This window comes from Salipaludibacillus neizhouensis, assembly GCF_002886185.1.
In the GTDB taxonomy this organism is placed as follows: domain Bacteria; phylum Bacillota; class Bacilli; order Bacillales; family Salisediminibacteriaceae; genus Salipaludibacillus; species Salipaludibacillus neizhouensis.
The window spans coordinates 1976393-1994258 of sequence record NZ_KZ614146.1; the positions used below are offsets into that span (position 1 = coordinate 1976393).

Here is a 17866-nt window from a genome sequence, read left to right on the forward strand (position 1 = left end):
TTTCTCTTTTCTACGTAAATCCTATTTTCACGACATTGTTTCATTATCATATGAACGTTGTATGTTTGACAAGGGAAAACCTCTAAAAAAAACAAAGAGCCATCTTTAATTTTACATAGCGAAGAAAAAGAGAGACGTGTAGTAAATACTAATATGTAAAATATCATAAGAAAAACGCTTAGCGTATTATTTAAAATAAAAGCAGGTGCTTTCTTAACCATAATTTTCAAAAGCTCGAAGTAGTGAAGGCGGTTGCTCCTGCGGGATTAGCAACGATTGAAGACCCAGTAGGGCGATTTTTCTCCGAGGAGGCCGAAGCATTGCCCGCGGAAAGCGTCCGCCTAGAGCGAATTCCGACCTCTTTGTACGACGAAAAAACAATCATTTAATAAGTATTTTGTGAATTATCTAACAAAAAAAAAGAAAGAAGCGAAATATCGCTTCTTTCCTTATTTTATCTTTGAAATTGTCCTGTTTTAAACAACTTTACTTTCCTTTGTCAGGAACATAATCAGGGTTTTTAGAACCTTTTGTATTCATTTGTTTGCCTTTATTCGCGTCACTTTTTACAGATTGAGTCCCAGGAAATTCGGGTCTAAATTGTGCGCTAGTGTGTTTTTGCCCCATTTTACTCACCCCCAAACTTAACGTTATATCCCTAGTTTATCAATATGACGCTGTTCAATTCGTCTTTCAATTTTTTCTATTTCCTGTTTATCTCTAAGCAACGTGTCTAAATTTTCGTTAAACAAATCCTTGAACTTTAGTTTTTTTCTTCTGCTCATTTAAGTGCCTCCTTCAGGAAAAGCCTGCCTTTATCATTATCTGCCAAACTCTACCAGAGATATACGCATAAATGTACCGGTACCTTTATTTTTCACTTAAATAAATATTTTTTTGCTCATCTACCGTCATAAGAAAGACATCCTTCACAGATCCATAACCTCGGAGACTTAGTTGTTCATCCACCCATGAACGTGAAACTTTTTTCTTAATATTTCCATCCACATATCTTCCATCTAATACAATCACAGATGGATACCCTTTATCAACAGGTTCATTCCCGCTATCCCAAGGTGTTAAGGCCTCATGTTTCGTTTTCTTAATCACACTAATTTGACCATTCGATTCTAACACAGCATAGTCTATTTCCGTTAAATCAATGGCACTGCTCAGTCTTAAATCCATCATTAATTGATCCACAGTCACTTTAGCTTTGGACATATTTTTATGAAGAATTTTACTTTTTTCCATGAGGACAATAGGTTCATCTTCAATGATTCTGCGGAATCTAGGTAGTTTCAAAGCAATATAGGACAAAAATAAATGGATCCCCACAATAAATGCGGCTGCACTCATTGGACCTGGTAAAGGAGCTTCACCATCCGCTAACGGTTCTCCAAGCACATCCCCTATAATTACCCCAAATAAAAAATCAATCGGATTCATCGTTGTCATGGAACGTTGCCCTAATACTTTAACTAGCAGAAACATATAGATGTATATTATCCCTGCTCTAATGATAAACCCTGATATAGGTAATCCTTCATCACCTAGCCAAAAATCAGGCATAACAACCCACCTACTTTAATTATGTTCTCCATCTAGTATGATCAGTAATTTAGGGATATATGTAAAAGAAATAAAGGACAAAATGAAATGAGAATGAAATTAAATGAACAAAGGCTACAATCATCATTCCATTGAAAAAACTTATTTAGATGGTTTGTTTATCTAGAAAAGTATTTGGTAGAATGACCACTCGCTTTCCGTGAATGTCCGCGAGCCTATAGCAAAAAAAACGCTCCTAATAGAATAAAACTGCTGTAGCTTCGCTCATTACATTAAAAAAGCACTGAAAAAGTAAAATCTACTTTTTCAGTGCCTAATAATGGATTAGCTCTTAAGTTGTTTGCATAGTGTTTCGAAGTACCATCGGTAAAATACCACCATGACGATAGTAGTCAATTTCAACTTCACTGTCAAAGCGAGCTAGTACATCAAAAGTTGTTTCTTTCCCTGTTTCGGGATCTTTTGCAACTACAGTAACATGCTCACGCGGTTGAATTTCATTTGTAATCTTCACATCAAAATGTTCCTTACCAGTTAATCCAAGAGATTCTGCACTGTCTCCAGCTTTGAATTGAAGTGGAAGAACACCCATTAGTACAAGATTACTACGGTGAATACGTTCAAAGCTTTCAGCAATTACCGTCTTAATTCCAAGTAATGTCGTTCCTTTTGCTGCCCAGTCACGAGAGCTTCCCATGCCGTAGTCTTTTCCAGCAAGAACGATTAATCCTGTATCCGTTTCTTTATACTTCATACACGCATCATAAATCGCCATAACTTCCCCAGTTGGCCAGTAAGTAGTGAAACCACCTTCTGTTCCGGGAGCTAATTCGTTTTTAATACGGATATTTGCAAATGTACCACGCATCATTACTTCATGGTTACCACGACGTGAACCATAAGAGTTAAATTCAGCTGGTGACAATCCTTTTTCAATGAGATATTTTCCAGCAGGAGTATCTTTACCGATTGCTCCAGCAGGTGAAATATGGTCTGTCGTCACAGAATCACCGAGTTTTGCAACAGCCTGCAAATCATTAAGCTCTGCTACATCCTCAGGATCTGGAGAAAGATTCTCGAAGAATGGAGGATTTTGAATGTACGTGGAATCTGGATCAAATTGATACAAATCTCCATCTGTTGTTTCAAGATTATTCCACTCTTCATTATCATCAAACACTCGCTCGTATTCTTTCTTAAAGAGCTTTGGATCAACTGATTGATCAAGTGCTTTCTGAATTTCAGCATTGGACGGCCAAATATCTTTAAAGAATACATCATTTCCATCCTGGTCTTTACCAAGTGACTCTGTTTGAAGATCAATATCAACTGTTCCAGCTAATGCATAAGCAACAACTAGTGGTGGTGATGCTAGATAGTTAGCTTTTACAAGTGGATGGATACGTCCTTCAAAGTTACGGTTACCACTTAGTACAGAAGAAACAGTTAAATCACTGTCAGCAATTGCTTTTTCGATCTCTTCTGGAAGCGGACCACTATTTCCAATACAGGTAGTACAGCCATACCCTACCGTGTTGAAACCAAGCTTATCAAGGAAAGGAGTTAAACCTGCATCATCTAAATAACCAGTAACAACCTTTGAACCTGGAGCTAAACTTGTTTTAACATAGTCCGGTACAGTTAATCCTTTTTCTACTGCATTTTTAGCCAACAAACCAGAACCTAACATAACATGCGGGTTAGATGTGTTTGTACAGCTAGTAATAGCTGCAATAGCTAATGAACCAGTTTTTAATGTTGATTTGTTCCCATTCGGATGGACTACATCAACTGTTTTTGAAATCTCATCTGGAGTTAATCCAAACCCATGGGGGCCTACAGGAGACGTCAATGCTTTGTTGAATTCTTCTTTCATTGCAGAAAGAGGAATCAAATCCTGGGGACGCTTAGGACCAGCTAAGTTAGGCTCAACTGCTGATAGATTTATTTTTACAACCTCGGTGAACTCAGGATCTCCTTGACCAGGCGTATAGAACATGCTGTTAGCTTTCGTATATGTTTCTACTAAATTAACAAGTTCTTCGCTTCGTCCAGTAAGACGCATGTAGTTTAATGTTTCCTCATCTACCGGGAAGAATCCAACCGTAGCACCGTATTCAGGAGCCATGTTTGAGATCGTTGCGCGGTCTGCTAATGTCATTTCTGACAAGCCAGGACCAAAGAATTCTACAAATTTACCTACTACGTTTTGTGCACGTAAAGTTTGTGTCACTTTAAGCGCCAAATCCGTAGCTGTAGCTCCTTCAGGCATAGAACCTTCAAGCTTTACACCCACAACTTCCGGAACTGGGAAATAAGAAGGTTGCTGCAGCATACCAGCTTCTGCTTCGATACCACCAACACCCCAACCTAGTACACCTAGACCGTTAATCATTGTTGTATGGGAATCCGTACCAACTAATGAATCCGGATATGCAACTGTTTCACCATCGGCATTTTTAGCATTTTGAACAACATTTGCTAAATACTCAAGGTTAACTTGGTGAACAATCCCTGTTGCTGGTGGGACCGCACGGTAGTTATCCAATGATTTTTGCGCCCAGTTTAAGAATTTATATCTTTCTTCATTACGTTTGAACTCTAGTTCCATATTTTTAAATAGAGAATCCGCTTTTCCAAAGTTATCTACTTGGACAGAGTGGTCAACAACTAAATCTACCGGAATAGCCGGATTAATTCGTGTCGGATCTCCACCAAAGTCTGCCATTGCTTTTCGCAAGGATGCTAAGTCAACTACAGCCGGGACACCTGTGAAGTCCTGAAGAATTACTCGAGAAGGTTTAAATGGAACGTCAATCGCTTTCACTTTATCTGTTCCCCAATTCGCTAAATTCTCCACGTGTTCTTCTTTAATCACCCGACCATCGTGTTGTCTTAAAACAGACTCTAAAAGTACACGGATGGAGTACGGGAGGCTGGATACACTTCCAACACCAGCTTCTTCAATCGCTTTCAAATCATAGTAGTGATAGGTCTTTCCACTAGCTTCAAATGTTTTCTTTGAATTATACAATGCTTTGTTTTCATTTGACATATGTATTCCCTCCTTCAGATACTATCATATAATACAATTTCATAATTGTCTAAAACCTTTTTTTGAGAGATTCTATTATTTTCACAAGTTTAATAATAACATTTTATTGGGTTTTTCGCACGTAAAAAGCTTTATTATTAGGAATCTTATCAAAAACTTATGTGCTATGTTTCATTTCTTTAAATGGTAGTTTTATATAAAAAGATTGTTCTTTGTTCGTAAAACATACTCAGTTCCGCCTGGGAGATATTTAAAAAGGCTTATCGATTACCCGTATCCAGGATTAGTCGATAAGCCTTATTACATTTAAATTAAATCACTTTTTCGTTGAGCCAATTCTTGGGAGTAACTATCCAATTGTCGCTTCTGATGTTCCGACGCAACGATATATGCTTTTTGAATTATTTGTTCTGCTTCATTCAGTTCTTCATGTGCTTCCTTTGACTGGTGCCCGTAGTCAGGTGATTCTTCATCTAATTGCTGAAATGCTTCTTCCAATTGGACATAAGCTTGCTGTGCTGCTTGAAATGCTTGTTGTTTATTCTTATTGTAAGGCATTTCCTCATCATCCTCCTTCATCTAGATAATCTTAGTATGGTATATGTGTCCATGAGTATCCTAGTTGCTCTCTGGAAAAACTAAGAATAATCTTTTTAATGAAGGAGGGTAGTAAATGGAAAAAAATACGTATAAATCTCAGCGTCGTGCAAATCCGAAAAATAAAAATCAACCGACTACTCAGCCCGAACCTCTTCAAGGGTCCCATAAAACAAAGCAAAAAAATCATGTTTCTCAAACTCATGGCGGCCGTAACTAGGTTATAAAATGCCGGGTTTACTTCGATGAGCAGGGCATCCGCACAAACTAGTGGGTGTCCTTTTCACTGGAAACCACTACAAACAAAAGTTACAATTTTTTATCTAATGTAATGAGAACTTGTTCTATTATCGCTTCGTCAGCTGATGAGATCGTTCTGAAATCGAGAAACACTTGCCCATCTTTCATCCGTGAAATAATAGGTGTGCTCGCCTTTCTCAAAAGAATTTCACACTCATTTGCGCTGGTCTTCCGTTTTTTCACGAGCAGACCGTAGGAAGCAAGCTCTTCTACCGGCATCGTTCCTCCTCCTACTTGTGAATGATCCTCCACACCGGTCAAGGAAATGTTCACCAGCTTGTCCTCCATCTGTTCGATAAATGAATGAACTTGCGTCGTTATTTCTACTTTTGATCTCAAAATATCTCTTAAAGCAGGAATGTGTTGCTGTTGTTCCGCTCCATACACATAATCAAACAGAGTGGCTTCCAATGCTGCAAGCGTCATTTTATCTACACGAAGAACTCTAGCCAAAGGATGTTTTTTTAGACGCGCAATATAGTCGGCTTTACCGGCGATGATTCCCGCTTGAGGACCACCTAACAATTTATCACCGCTAAAAGAAATGATATCCGCTCCCTGCCTTAATGAGTCTCGTACAATTGGTTCTTCACCAATACCGTGTTCAGAAAAAGGAAAAAGAGAACCGCTCCCCAAATCTTCGTAAATAATAATATCATTGTCCTCATGTTTATCTCTGATTTGTCTTAATTCTTTTGTTGAGACTGATTTCGTAAATCCAACTGTTTTAAAATTACTCGTATGCACTTTCATAAACATTTTTGTTTGTTCATTTATCGCATCCTCATAATCATAAGGATGGGTTTTATTCGTTGTTCCTACTTCTCTAAGTGTTGCATCACTTTCTTCCATGATCGTAGAGATTCGAAAAGAACCGCCAATTTCCACGAGCTCTCCTCTAGAGACGACCGCTTCAAAACCTTTTACTAACGATCGTAAAACTAAATAAACTGCGGCTGCGTTGTTATTCACAACCATTGCAGCTTCTGCACCTGATGCTTTCACAAGCAATCCTTCAATAATGTCATGTCGAGATCCTCTTTTACCCGACTCTAATTCATATTCTAAATTAGAGTAATTGGTCGATGTCTCCACCACCTGCTGAATGGCTCGTTCACTTAGTCTGGCTCGACCTAAATTCGTATGTAATACGGTTCCAGTTGCATTAATAACTTTACGTAACCGATAGGGTTGGTAATTTTTTGCTTTATAATGAAATTTATTTACCAAAATCTCTGTGAAAAACTCTCGTGACAGTTTTTCTGCCTCAAACTCCCCTGCTACTATTTCCTGCCTTAGATTTTCCAATTCTGACTGAACCCATTCTTTCGCCAGTATTCCCGGCACTTTTTTTTGATTCATGATGTCTTTTAAAGAGGCAGAAGCTAATAATTCATGCACGGAAGGAAGGTCACGCAGACTTACATTCATCTTTTCACCGCACTTTCATAAATTTTCCATTAATATATTTTCGCACTCCTGGTTAAGCTATTGTTGAAGAAGGTTATTAACTTTCTTCGCAAGAGTGAAAGACGGTTACGGGATTCGTTCAAATGTATATGTTCCTTGAGGGGTGGTTCGCTTGAACAACGTTTAAGAAAACAATCAGCAAGGCATGTCATCAAACGAAAAATGAGGTGTTTACGAAAGATACACATCGATTTGGCCCCACACGACTTACTATTCACTCGACGAAAAAGGTGGTCTTTATTGACCACCTTTTTTTATTTTCCCCCAAAAAATCATTCACCAGTCTCGAATTTTTCTCTTTCTCGCAGTATTTCCTGCTTTTCCAAACAATCTTTGAGTAATCCAGCTGCATAAAAAGCAAGTCCAATTCCTAAAAAAATATATATTCCATTACATAAGGCATTCAAGAAAAACACCCTTTCATTTTTAATTTTACAATAGACGCTATTAACGCTCCTATACCCGGACCTTCTAATACTAATCTTTTCACCTAGAAAAGCTGTTCGAGAATTCGTTTGATACGATTTCCCAAACAGCCATTACCTTCCCTTTATGAATTATTTTTTAAAGTTGTCATCTCATGAATAATTTCTTTATGTTGCGGAAATTCTCCTGTGTCCCATTTCGAATATATTTTCTTTCCATTGACAGTGACTTCAAAAGCACCACCAGAGCTTGGTATTAATTCCATTGATTCAATGTCTGAACGAAGGCTTCCAAAGGCATCTTCTGCGAAACTCGCAGCCTTAGGGGCATAATTTCACTGCATGCAAAATTCAATTTTAACTTTTAAACCCATTTTACATCGCTCCTTTATCTTCATTTATAGGTTTATTGTAGCAAAAGTTTCCCAAGCATGCCATCGGGTAGGTTTGATCATTTGAATGATATTACCGATACTGTTTATAATGGATAGACAAGGAGGTGTCACCCTAACATGACAAAAGATATTACAAGTATACGATTAACATCAATGACTAAAAAAGCTGGTTGAGGATGTAAAATTGGTCCTGATGACCTGGCGCAAGTATTGCGTCACTTACCCTCTTCAAAAGAAGACGCCAATCTTCTAGTTGGACTCGACACATCTGATGATGGCGGTGTCTATAAATTAACAGATGAAATTGCACTCGTTCAAACGGTCGATTATTTTACACCGATTGTTGATGATCCATACATGTTTGGACAAATTGGGGCCGCAAACGCATTAAGTGATGTTTATGCAATGGGCGGAGAACCTAAAACAGTTCTGAATATTGTTGGTTTTCCAATTAAAAAACTCCCTCATGAAGTATTAGCTGCTATCCTTAAAGGTGGAGCGGATAAAGTAAAAGAAGCTGGAGCTGTTATTGCTGGTGGTCATACAATTGATGATGATGAACCTAAATTTGGCTTAAGTTGTACAGGAGTTGTCCATCCAGACCGCATTTTTAAAAATGTAGGAGCTCAGCCCGGTGATCAGTTAGTTTTAACAAAACCAATTGGAATCGGCGTACTAACGACAGCCATTAAAAGGGATAAAGCTTCCGATGAAGAAGCAGAAGCTGCGACGAAAACAATGGCAACATTAAACAAAACGGCAGCTGAAACCCTAAAAAATTATTCTCCTCACGCTGTGACGGATGTCACGGGCTTTGGATTACTTGGTCACGGATACGAAATGGCCAGTGGGAGTAAGGTTAGTTTCAACATTGATTATCAAAGCGTCCCCGTTCTTGATGGTGCAAAAACACATGCAGAAGCAGGCGTCGTTCCTGGTGGGACAATCGACAACCATACTTGGTTAAAGGATAACATCGAATACGATAAAGCACTCAAAGATTATGACCAGTTGATTTTGTGTGACTCGATCACTTCTGGCGGACTCTTAGTTAGCTTATCTAAAGATGAAGCAAGTAAATATGTGGAAGAAATGAAAGAGAAATCCTCTCATGGCGCTTATATCATTGGAGAAGTCACGGAAAGAAAAGAGAAAGACATATACGTGAAATAAGAAAAACGGCATAGCCGTTTTTGTTAAATACAGCGTCAGCTTCCGCCGCCCCCGAGTAGCACCTACGTAGTGTGTGTAGGTGCTACTCGAAAGGATGTGGGTTTCCCTTGATACGTGCGGTGTGAAGGTAGCTGCTAATTTTATAAATTCTTACCTCGTAAGAAAAACGGCATAGCCGTCTTTTGTAATTTCTTTCAAGAAAAAGAGTGTCTACTAAGCCAAAATGGCTTTAGACACTCTTTTCATGTTTTATTCAAGCTCCCTGACCCAAACACGCTCCTGACCATCTCTCTTCGTATAGCCTAGCTCGTCTATTTTTTCCATGATTGGAACAAGGTATTTACGACTTAAACCAAGTGAACTCTTTGCGTCCTGAAGCGTGAATCTGTTCTCAGTATCTTTCTTTAACGTTGTCATGACTTTATCCAATACTTGAGAAGACACGAGATGTTTCTCATCTAAATGGATACAAACGCCCGATCTGATAAAATAATGTTTTAATTCTTCGATAAGAATTTCTGGTATACCTGCTTGCTCAACTATGTGAGAGAAAGTTTCGACCTCTATACCTTGTTGAAAAATGGTTGTCTCGACTTGTTCCATTCTCTTTTTCCACTGCGAAGGATAATGAGGGCGAAACGTTGGAATCAAAACGAATGATCCTTTCTTTTCCAAATCATCCCCTTTAATCGCCCTCTGAATAATCGCCGCCGCAACTTCTTTTCCATAAAATGAAAAATCTTGTTTTACTTGTGCCAGATCTTTACCTTCCCGAAGCGGATTATGATCATGAAAGGATTGAAGATCTTCTTTTATTAACGCCATTGCCTCGTCATAGGTAGCAGATAATAGAAAGAAATTATCTAGGAACAGTATTGTTTCATCAGCTGTCAGCTTTTGATTCAAAGCATAGAACTCATCTTGTTCAATCGCTAATTCATTTAAAACTTCCTTTTCAGTCATTCCTTTGTTTTGCTTCAATACATCAATAAACCGTTCTTCAGGAGTCCCTTCTTTTTTTCGGGACAACTTCTCGATCGTAGCCTCACCAAACTTATATTTTTCACCGGAAGCATCTATCACACTTCCTCCACCAATCGTCTCAGCAGGGCTTGGTCTTCTAAGGATAAAGCGGTCCCCCCGTTTCGTAACAACGGGGTTATCTAACCTTAACTGGCATAGAACATCTTTTCCTTCTGTTAGTTCATTACGATCAAAAAAGACTATCTTTCCATATACTTCTGCTGTTCCAACATGCATTTTCACATACCCGCGCTGCTTCAATGGATACTGAAGTTGCTTAACCGTATCTAATGAAACATCGATCGTGTCCGTTGTTGTATAGTGCTGCGTCGAAACTAGGACATCCCCTCGTTGAATGTCCTGTTTCGATACGCCACCAAGGTTTATTGCCACACGCTGACCGGCACTTCCCTCTTTTTGCGGCTCATGATGAACTTGTAATTGCCTGGCCCTAACCTTTTGTTTTTGGGGAAGAAGTTCTAGAATATCCGCTTCCTTAACCCTTCCTTCATAAACTGTCCCTCGAACAACTGTTCCTTGTCCATGAACGGTAAAGACTTGATCAATAGGAAGTCGAAAAGCTCCTTTAACATCCTTAACAGGAATATCGGCCAAACGCTCTGTAATTTTTTGTTTTAGTTCAGGGATACCTTTTTCAGAAACACTATCCACAAAAAGAAATTCCGTTCCTTCTAGAAATGTACCTTCAATTTGATCATTTATATCCGCTTCGATGAACTCCTTCATGTCCTCTTCGACTTGATCCATTTTTGTGACCACAATTAAGCCCTGATGGATGCCCAGTAACTGAAGAATATCTAAATGTTCCACCGTTTGAGGCATTACGCCTTCATCGGCAGCTACGACAAGAAGAACTAAATCAATCCCTGCCACACCTGCAATCATTTGCCGGATAAATTTCTCGTGTCCCGGAACATCGATAATCGATACTTGTGATTTAGCGTCCAGCTCCAGTCGGGCATACCCTAATTCAATCGAAATAGCCCTTTCTTTTTCTTCTTTCAAGCGGTCAGTTTCTATATTGGTGAGTGCTTTTGTTAATGTCGTTTTTCCATGATCGATATGTCCAGCCATTCCAATCGTTTGAAAACGTTTAGGCATGGTTTTCCCTCCATTGCTTTTAAAGGATCTCTCCTTCATTATCGTACCATAGCGACCAGATTTCACGAAGCGATCAATCCTTAATCCGCATAGGAATTTTAAATTTCACCGAGAAAAAATGAAAATACTGTAACTGCATTCAAAGTGGTTGATTATTATCTCACAATAGCCTATTATTACTTTTGGAGGCAAGCTCATTCTTTGTAAAACACTGTCTTTTATGCGATAATTAATGAACTAAATGGGGCCGGTTGTGTAACTGGTGTTTGCCGAAGTCTTCAAAACTTTATGGGAGGCGCGTGCCGTCTCCGGTGGGTTCGATTCCCACACGGTCCCGCCAAATTACATACTCTCGCAAGGGTTTGCGATGATTTGTCCGATGATTTAAACGATGATACCCCCGTAAGATTTTACGGTGATTTGAACGAGACTCTCGGGGAGAATTTACCGAGACTTCGAGGGTGAAATCTTTAAAATTTAGTTTATTACGTCTTCTATATTCGAAAATAGGAGGCTTTTTATTATGTCTAAAACCGGAAAAATCACGAATAACCGTAAACCTAAAACAGGAAAACGCACTTACGCCAAACGACATTTCAATCGAAACGCTTTAACCGAGGAACCGTTGTCAAAATTGTATGACCGCTTCATGCTCGAAAAAAGAACTCAGGGATTAACTCGAATTACTCTTCAAGGCTACGACATTCATTACGGATATTTCATCTCATTCATAGAGGATAAATACGGAATGAAAGACCTGGCGTATCACGAAATTGTTTCGAGTATCTTCGTAGAATACGTCCATTACCTTACGAGCGAACGTGGGTTAAAAGCAATCTCCGCGAATGTACGTATTAGAACATTACGAGCATTTTTACGATGGTGCTATGAGGAAGAATATATCGATGAACCCATTCATACGAAATTCAAACCGTTAAAAGTTCCAGAAAAACAAGTCGAAGCATTAACTGCCGATGAAGTAAGGAAAGTATTCTCGGTAATTGATAAGGATACTTTCGTAGGGTTTCGCGATTATGTGATGCTCACGCTTATTCTTGATAGCTTACCGCGTGTAACGGAGCTGTGTTCGATTACAAAGGAGAATGTACGCTTAGACGAGAAAGAAATATTACTTGAAGCGGAAGACACGAAAGGTAAAAAAGACCGCGTCTTGCCTATTTCAAATCATTCTCGCAAGCTATTAGAAGAATACTTACTCGAGGTTTCTGACTTTAACGAGGATTATTTGTTCGTCACCTATGATGGACGACCGCTTAATGAGGGAACCTTCCGCAAAAATTTATCGGAATACGGAAAGCTTAGTGGCGTTAAAGGTAAACGAATAAGTCCGCACACCTTCCGACATACAGGCGCATTAATGTATATTATGAACGGTGGCGATCCGTTTAGTCTGCAAAAACTACTCGGTCATCGCGATATTTCCATGACTCGAATTTACGTGAATATGCTCGATGACCGTGTGAAGTTGCAACATGACAAATACTCGCCATTACAGACGTTTTTTAAACGATAACATTAATTGAAGAAATATTCAGAATTATATTATATAATAATTACACTATTAATAGGATGAGCCGTGGATGGTACGTCTTAAATATTCAATTTATCCTGAATAATAGGATGACGACATTATATCGGAGGAAGTATCTAGTAACGTACGCTAGATTAAACTCACTCTCATCTAAAGGGTGTAACCGGTAATGAGTATACAGATTACATTTCAGTGTTCTGTCTCATTTAAAGCGTTTAGAGCAGTTATTGCGCTTTTGTGGGTCGTGTCGCGTTTATATTAAGCGAAGAAGATGGACGTCGAAAGGCGTCTTTTTTCTGTATTGATAGTCCTAAGCGGTCGAGTAGCTATTCATCTTTAAAATAATCATAATCTATAGCTTTTACCACAAATGTATGATTAATATCTACCCCAACACTATGATTAATCATTAACTTTGATAGCTCTATACCATCTATAAGAATAATTTTCTTCGCATCTAGTCGTTCAGCGTATTTCCTAGCATTCTGTGTAAAGTAAGAGGTTGTAATAAAAACGCCCTTTCTCGCACCTTTTCCGTCTAGAGCACCAGAAAAACTTTGAACAACGTCACGTCCAACGGAATTATTAGCAGCATAACTTTTAGCTTGCACATAAATATTATCTAGACCTAATTTATCCTCTTTAATTACTCCGTCCAAACCCTCATCATTTGTTCTTTGTGTAACTTCTCCATCTCCATACCCCATGACAGTTAATAGTTCTACCACTATATCCTCAAATTTCATCCAATGAACACTTCTTAATTGCTTCAATAAATTGTCAGCTAGTTCATTTTTTAATTCATCTAAATTTTCTTTAACAATTGTTAGAGGATCGACTACTTTTTCTAACTCCCCAACTTCTTCATCAATCTCACCTTTACTCTCATTAAGTAATTCGAGACCATCACTTGTTATCTGGTAAGTCAGTTTATTGACTTCTTCAATATAATTTTCTTTTTTTAAGCTGTATCTAACACTACGTACTTTAGAAAGAAATATAATATCTGAATTATTTTCGTATTTCATTAGTCGTTGTATTTCAGTTAGTTTAAAAAAGTCCACTAACTTTTCAGTGATTTCACTTGCCGAGTATGGTTCTCCATCTTTTATCAACTCTAAATAGGGAATCATCATTTCTCCAACAGAAGGAATAGTTCCTTTTACATTTTCATCATAATCTTTATAAGCCCGATCTATCTTGTGTTTTTCAATTATACGCTGTTCTTCTTGTTCGTTTTTAGGCATTCCTTCTTTATTTAGTAACAGTTTAATTTCTGAAGTAGTTAAACCCGCTTCATTAATTTTCTTTAAAAACTTCATTATTCTTAACGACTCCATCGTGTACATAACTTTATTTCTATTTACTTCAGAAGGTATGTAATCTTTAAAGTGTTTAACCCACCGTCTACCATTGGATTCAGACCAACCAACTAATTCTGACATTTTAGTTTTTGATATTAATTTATTATTCTCCATTTGATTCCTCCCTAATTACTCAACTACCTGTTTAGCAAAGTAACCTAAAAAAACAACTTAATTTTTAATATATTCTGTTTATTACTTTAACATAAAATGCCAACTAAAAAGACTTTAATGGTATTCGCTTTTTAAAAAATTGCCACAAATCTCGGTGCATCAGTCGTTGGATTCATTCAAAATAACCGCCCCCCCTCCGCACATATAGTCGAACGTGAAAAAACGAACGAAATCTACTCGAAATAGATATTCGCTCGTCTTTTGTTGATCGAACGGGCTATCGGATAATCAACTTTAAAATATCGGTGGTTATAGTACCTATTACGGCACCTTCTCGATAATCATCTCGTTGCGTCGCTATCGCCTTCCCTCTTGCTCTCTCTCTTCTACAATCATACCTCCAGATAATACATAAGCTTTACAATCACGAGACAGTACAAAAAGACTAAACGACCTTAGTCCTGTGGAATACAAGGCTAAAGCCGTTTAGCATAGTTTTATTATTTCCACTATCTACTTGACAGGGAGCAGTTCAGACTTCGAATCAGCATGTTTTTAATCTATGAAAATAGTCACTTGTTCTCCATTTTGATAAAATTCATAATTCATATCTACTCCATACATTTTTGGAATAGGATCAAAATTAAAAATGAAGTTTTGAGCAAATGATCTAGCTAACGTGTAATTACCATTAGAGTCAAATGTCCAATCATAATCACCCTCTAGAAAGAATTGGAGTACAACTTCCCCATTAACTTCATCAAGTTTAAAATCAGTAATATTTAATTCTTCTCCAGTCTCATAATCAATAGTATTACTACTTCGATCTATTCTGGTTGTAACTTCCTTAAGTAAAGCTTCTTTAACTTCTCCCTCGAGTACTTCATTTTCCGAATTAGATCCACTAATATTCTGAATTGCATCTTCGAGTTGAGCTATTTTTTCTGTATGTTCCTGAACTAGATGAGCTAACCCATTTTTACCTTGTGCAAATACATTCGGATTAACTAACACAAATGCGAATACAAAAGTAAACAATACAATTAATAGTTTTGTTTTTTTCTCCATCCTATCTCCTCCAATTTTATTCACTCTAAATATCCTACCTAAATATTCTACATTTGTAAACATTTTCTCTTTTAATCTATTAAGTATATTTAGTATCTGATATATAACTTCAATCTTCTATCAACATAAAAAGCATTCAGTGTAAAGTAGGAGGTTGTTCAAATCTCTATGCATCAGTCGTCGGATTTATTCGACAATAACCGCCCCCTCCGCAGATATAGTCAAACGTAAAAAAGTGAACGAAAACAATATATAGAAAAAAACGTTCGTCTTTTACTGACGTTTAAATCCATCGATTTGCATTCGTTCTTACCTTCGTCATTAAATCCGAAAGTCTTTCAAACTCGCTGCGATTTCATCCTCACGTATTCCAATGTATCGTTTAGTGGTTGCTTGATCGGAGTGATTGAATATTTCCATGAGCGTCGCTACGTCTTTGTTTAGTCGGTAGTAGTGATATCCGAATGTCTTACGCAATGTATGAGTACCAATATCATTACGTCCTATTAAATCGGATGCTTTCGTCAAAATCCTATATGCTTGAGTAGTTGTAATCGGCTTTTCTCCACTTCGAGAAGGAAACAAATAACCTTCGTTTGGCTCATCTTCTAGGTAATCCGCTATATCACCCATGATTGCGCCTAGTTCCACCGTTCTAACCTTCTTAGTCTTTCCTTCGCTGATTTTCATTTTCGATTTCCCTTTGACGTCCTCTATTCGAAGTTGAACGATGTCGCCTATTCTGAGTCCTGTGTTTACTCCGATATTAAATAGTAATAGATTACGATTAGAGAAGTCGCCCCTTGCCGTCTTACCAGCCACCTTTAATGCATCTCTAAATTCCGAAATCTCTTCCGAACTTCTTAAAGGCTGTACATCTATAATCGATCCTTTTCTATCTTTGGTTTTATTCGCCATCTAGTACCATTCCCTTCGACTGATATTATCGCATTTAACACGTATGCTTTACTCATTATATCGATAATACCATACGTTAAAAAAAGGAGTCAATTACAAAACACTGTTATAAAAGTATTTAACTAGTACGCTTTTAAGTAATAGCATACATTAACGCAATCACTATTCGAAGTCAAAACGATCATTTCTTACGAAGTATCCGCCAGGTTCATATAAGAACGAACGATGTACCGCGACATAAATACTCCTGGCGGTTATGACACGTACTCTACCGCTTATACAAGGCTGTAGTATCGACATTAATGCAAATAATGCAACTCTGTATAAAAAAGCGATTACTAGCGTTTAAACGTCTCTGAGAGAGCGATTCTAATGCAATTAACTTTCGATAGACGTACTGTCATGCGCTCATATCCATATAATGACGATCTCGGCTTTATCATCCGTATATCTCGGTATTTATCACTTATGAGCGTTGTTTTAATAGGAACTATACGGACTAATTTTCGTAAATATGGAACGATAACGTAAAGAGGATAACGAAGTATAATAGTTTAGGATACTATGGCACGACTTTAACGTTTATATATGGCTGTACCGCAACGTTTAAGTTGATCGATAACTATATGTACTATAACGGTAGATAGCGCTGCAACAATGCTTCCCGGAGGTAAGCGTTAATGTTCGGATTTAGTCGTAGTGAGGGCGTATGTTCCTAACCCTCGGTTTTTATAAGGCTGTCTGTCGTGAATAGTTCGCTCAGCGCAGGACATATGCGTTATAATAAAGTGGTAAATAATGGAGGCGTTTTTGTGGATAATATAGGAAAAATGTTAGCAGAAATAAGAGAAAATAAAGGAATTTCACAACGAGAACTCGCTAGGAGAATGGATATAGATCACGCCTATATAAGTAGGATAGAAAAAGGGGTAATCAATCCAAACATCAAATATCTGCAAAAGATTGAGAAGGTATTACAAGTTGGAATCAACTTAACAATACAAAACGAAAAAGAAATATTGGAAAATATAGAATTAACAAACTATGACCATATAAATGAATATAATTTAACTGTAGATGGTAAGAGGCTTTCCCAAAAAGAGATAAAACTTATCGTGAATCTTATCCGCTCATTAAGAGAATAAAATTAAATAACGGTTACAACTCTAATTGAAATACGCACATACTGATAGAAAATCAACGAGTCCCAGATATATTGGTTTCTAAAGATGTTACATGATGAAAGCTTGAATTTTCTAGTTTCTTCTATACTAGTACCTGGTCATAATTTCATGTAACATGATCGAAACTATGAATTACAAAAGCTAAAATCTGTCAGGAGGTGTTGACCATGCAAAAGGAAATAGGTTTTAAAATAAAGACACTTCGTCTAGAAAATAAGATGACACAGGAAGAATTAGGTAAGAGGTTAGGTGTATCAGATGCTTATATAAGTCACATGGAAAGTGGTAGACGCAAAATAAGTATCGATTTTTTAGAAGTAATCGCAGATATATTAGAGGTGACATTACCATATTTTTTCACAGATAAATTAACTGAGTTTCATTTAAATGAAAAGGAAATAGCTTGGATTAAATATTACAAAGTGTTGGAAAAAGAAGGCTTCACCATAGACGACATAAGACTTTGGGTTGAAATAGCAAAAAGCGTAAAAAAGAATATTTGAACAATTTTGCGTTATAATAGTAAATGAGAAT

Annotated in this window: 16 protein-coding genes, 1 tRNA gene and 1 pseudogene; 6 read left to right on the plus strand and 12 right to left on the minus strand. The window is 37.5% G+C overall.

Features of this window, described 5'->3' with window-relative positions:
* Window positions 1-486: 486 nt before the first annotated feature.
* From sspN to CEF18_RS09230, 5 genes are all read right to left on the minus strand, one after another.
* Window positions 487-627 (minus strand): small acid-soluble spore protein N, encoded by a 141-nt coding sequence (sspN, locus tag CEF18_RS09210; RefSeq protein ID WP_110936193.1) that lies wholly within the window; start codon window positions 625-627, stop codon window positions 487-489.
* 23 nt (window positions 628-650) lie between these two features.
* On the minus strand, window positions 651-785 hold the full coding sequence (locus tag CEF18_RS09215; protein ID WP_110936194.1) for an FbpB family small basic protein: 135 nt from the start codon (window positions 783-785) through the stop codon (window positions 651-653).
* An 85-nt stretch (window positions 786-870) separates the two neighbouring features.
* Window positions 871-1572 (minus strand): DUF421 domain-containing protein, encoded by a 702-nt coding sequence (locus CEF18_RS09220; protein WP_110936195.1) that lies wholly within the window; start codon window positions 1570-1572, stop codon window positions 871-873.
* A 331-nt stretch (window positions 1573-1903) separates the two neighbouring features.
* Window positions 1904-4627 (minus strand): aconitate hydratase AcnA, encoded by a 2724-nt coding sequence (gene acnA, locus CEF18_RS09225; RefSeq protein ID WP_110936196.1) that lies wholly within the window; start codon window positions 4625-4627, stop codon window positions 1904-1906.
* 306 nt (window positions 4628-4933) lie between these two features.
* The gene (locus CEF18_RS09230; RefSeq protein ID WP_110936197.1) at window positions 4934-5185 is read right to left on the minus strand and encodes a hypothetical protein; all 252 of its coding nucleotides are present in this window, start codon (window positions 5183-5185) and stop codon (window positions 4934-4936) included.
* A 115-nt stretch (window positions 5186-5300) separates the two neighbouring features.
* On the opposite strand from CEF18_RS09230, the gene CEF18_RS09235 reads away from it, so the two are divergent.
* A complete protein-coding gene (locus CEF18_RS09235; RefSeq protein ID WP_110936198.1) occupies window positions 5301-5444 on the plus strand; it encodes a small acid-soluble spore protein P in 144 nt (47 codons plus the stop codon).
* Window positions 5445-5533: 89 nt separating this feature from the next.
* Here CEF18_RS09235 and selA read toward each other — a convergent pair whose 3' ends face one another.
* From selA to CEF18_RS27140, 3 genes and pseudogenes are all read right to left on the minus strand, one after another.
* Window positions 5534-6955, minus strand: a complete 1422-nt coding sequence (selA, locus tag CEF18_RS09240; protein ID WP_110936199.1) for an L-seryl-tRNA(Sec) selenium transferase — start codon at window positions 6953-6955, stop codon at window positions 5534-5536.
* A gap of 311 nt (window positions 6956-7266) precedes the next feature.
* Complete coding sequence (locus tag CEF18_RS26830; protein ID WP_259457887.1) at window positions 7267-7401, minus strand: hypothetical protein; 135 nt, start codon at window positions 7399-7401, stop codon at window positions 7267-7269.
* 143 nt (window positions 7402-7544) lie between these two features.
* A pseudogene (locus tag CEF18_RS27140) lies at window positions 7545-7742 on the minus strand (SelT/SelW/SelH family protein); the annotation flags it as partial.
* Between the two features lie 201 nt (window positions 7743-7943).
* Between CEF18_RS27140 and selD the strand changes: the two are divergent.
* A complete protein-coding gene (gene selD / locus CEF18_RS09250) occupies window positions 7944-8987 on the plus strand; it encodes a selenide, water dikinase SelD (protein ID WP_407690415.1) in 1044 nt (347 codons plus the stop codon).
* A 249-nt stretch (window positions 8988-9236) separates the two neighbouring features.
* Here the strand turns inward: selD and selB are convergent, their stop codons facing one another.
* Window positions 9237-11132, minus strand: a complete 1896-nt coding sequence (gene selB / locus CEF18_RS09255) for a selenocysteine-specific translation elongation factor (RefSeq protein WP_110936202.1) — start codon at window positions 11130-11132, stop codon at window positions 9237-9239.
* A 243-nt stretch (window positions 11133-11375) separates the two neighbouring features.
* Between selB and CEF18_RS25865 the strand changes: the two genes are divergently transcribed.
* Window positions 11376-11472: transfer RNA gene (locus CEF18_RS25865), tRNA-Sec, on the plus strand.
* Window positions 11473-11655: 183 nt separating this feature from the next.
* Window positions 11656-12666, plus strand: a complete 1011-nt coding sequence (locus CEF18_RS09260; RefSeq protein WP_110936203.1) for a tyrosine-type recombinase/integrase — start codon at window positions 11656-11658, stop codon at window positions 12664-12666.
* A 344-nt stretch (window positions 12667-13010) separates the two neighbouring features.
* Here the strand turns inward: CEF18_RS09260 and CEF18_RS09265 are convergent, their stop codons facing one another.
* The 3 genes from CEF18_RS09265 to CEF18_RS09275 form a co-directional block, all read right to left on the minus strand.
* Complete coding sequence (locus CEF18_RS09265) at window positions 13011-14162, minus strand: restriction endonuclease (RefSeq protein WP_110936204.1); 1152 nt, start codon at window positions 14160-14162, stop codon at window positions 13011-13013.
* A 555-nt stretch (window positions 14163-14717) separates the two neighbouring features.
* Complete coding sequence (locus CEF18_RS09270; RefSeq protein ID WP_110936205.1) at window positions 14718-15230, minus strand: hypothetical protein; 513 nt, start codon at window positions 15228-15230, stop codon at window positions 14718-14720.
* Between the two features lie 321 nt (window positions 15231-15551).
* Window positions 15552-16148, minus strand: coding sequence for a tyrosine-type recombinase/integrase (locus CEF18_RS09275; protein WP_110936206.1), 597 nt, complete (start codon window positions 16146-16148; stop codon window positions 15552-15554).
* An 812-nt stretch (window positions 16149-16960) separates the two neighbouring features.
* Here CEF18_RS09275 and CEF18_RS09280 point away from each other — a divergent pair.
* Window positions 16961-17293, plus strand: coding sequence for a helix-turn-helix domain-containing protein (locus CEF18_RS09280; RefSeq protein WP_183040923.1), 333 nt, complete (start codon window positions 16961-16963; stop codon window positions 17291-17293).
* A gap of 206 nt (window positions 17294-17499) precedes the next feature.
* Window positions 17500-17835: a helix-turn-helix domain-containing protein gene (locus tag CEF18_RS09285; RefSeq protein WP_110936208.1), complete on the plus strand. Its 336-nt coding sequence runs from the start codon at window positions 17500-17502 to the stop codon at window positions 17833-17835.
* Window positions 17836-17866: the final 31 nt, after the last annotated feature.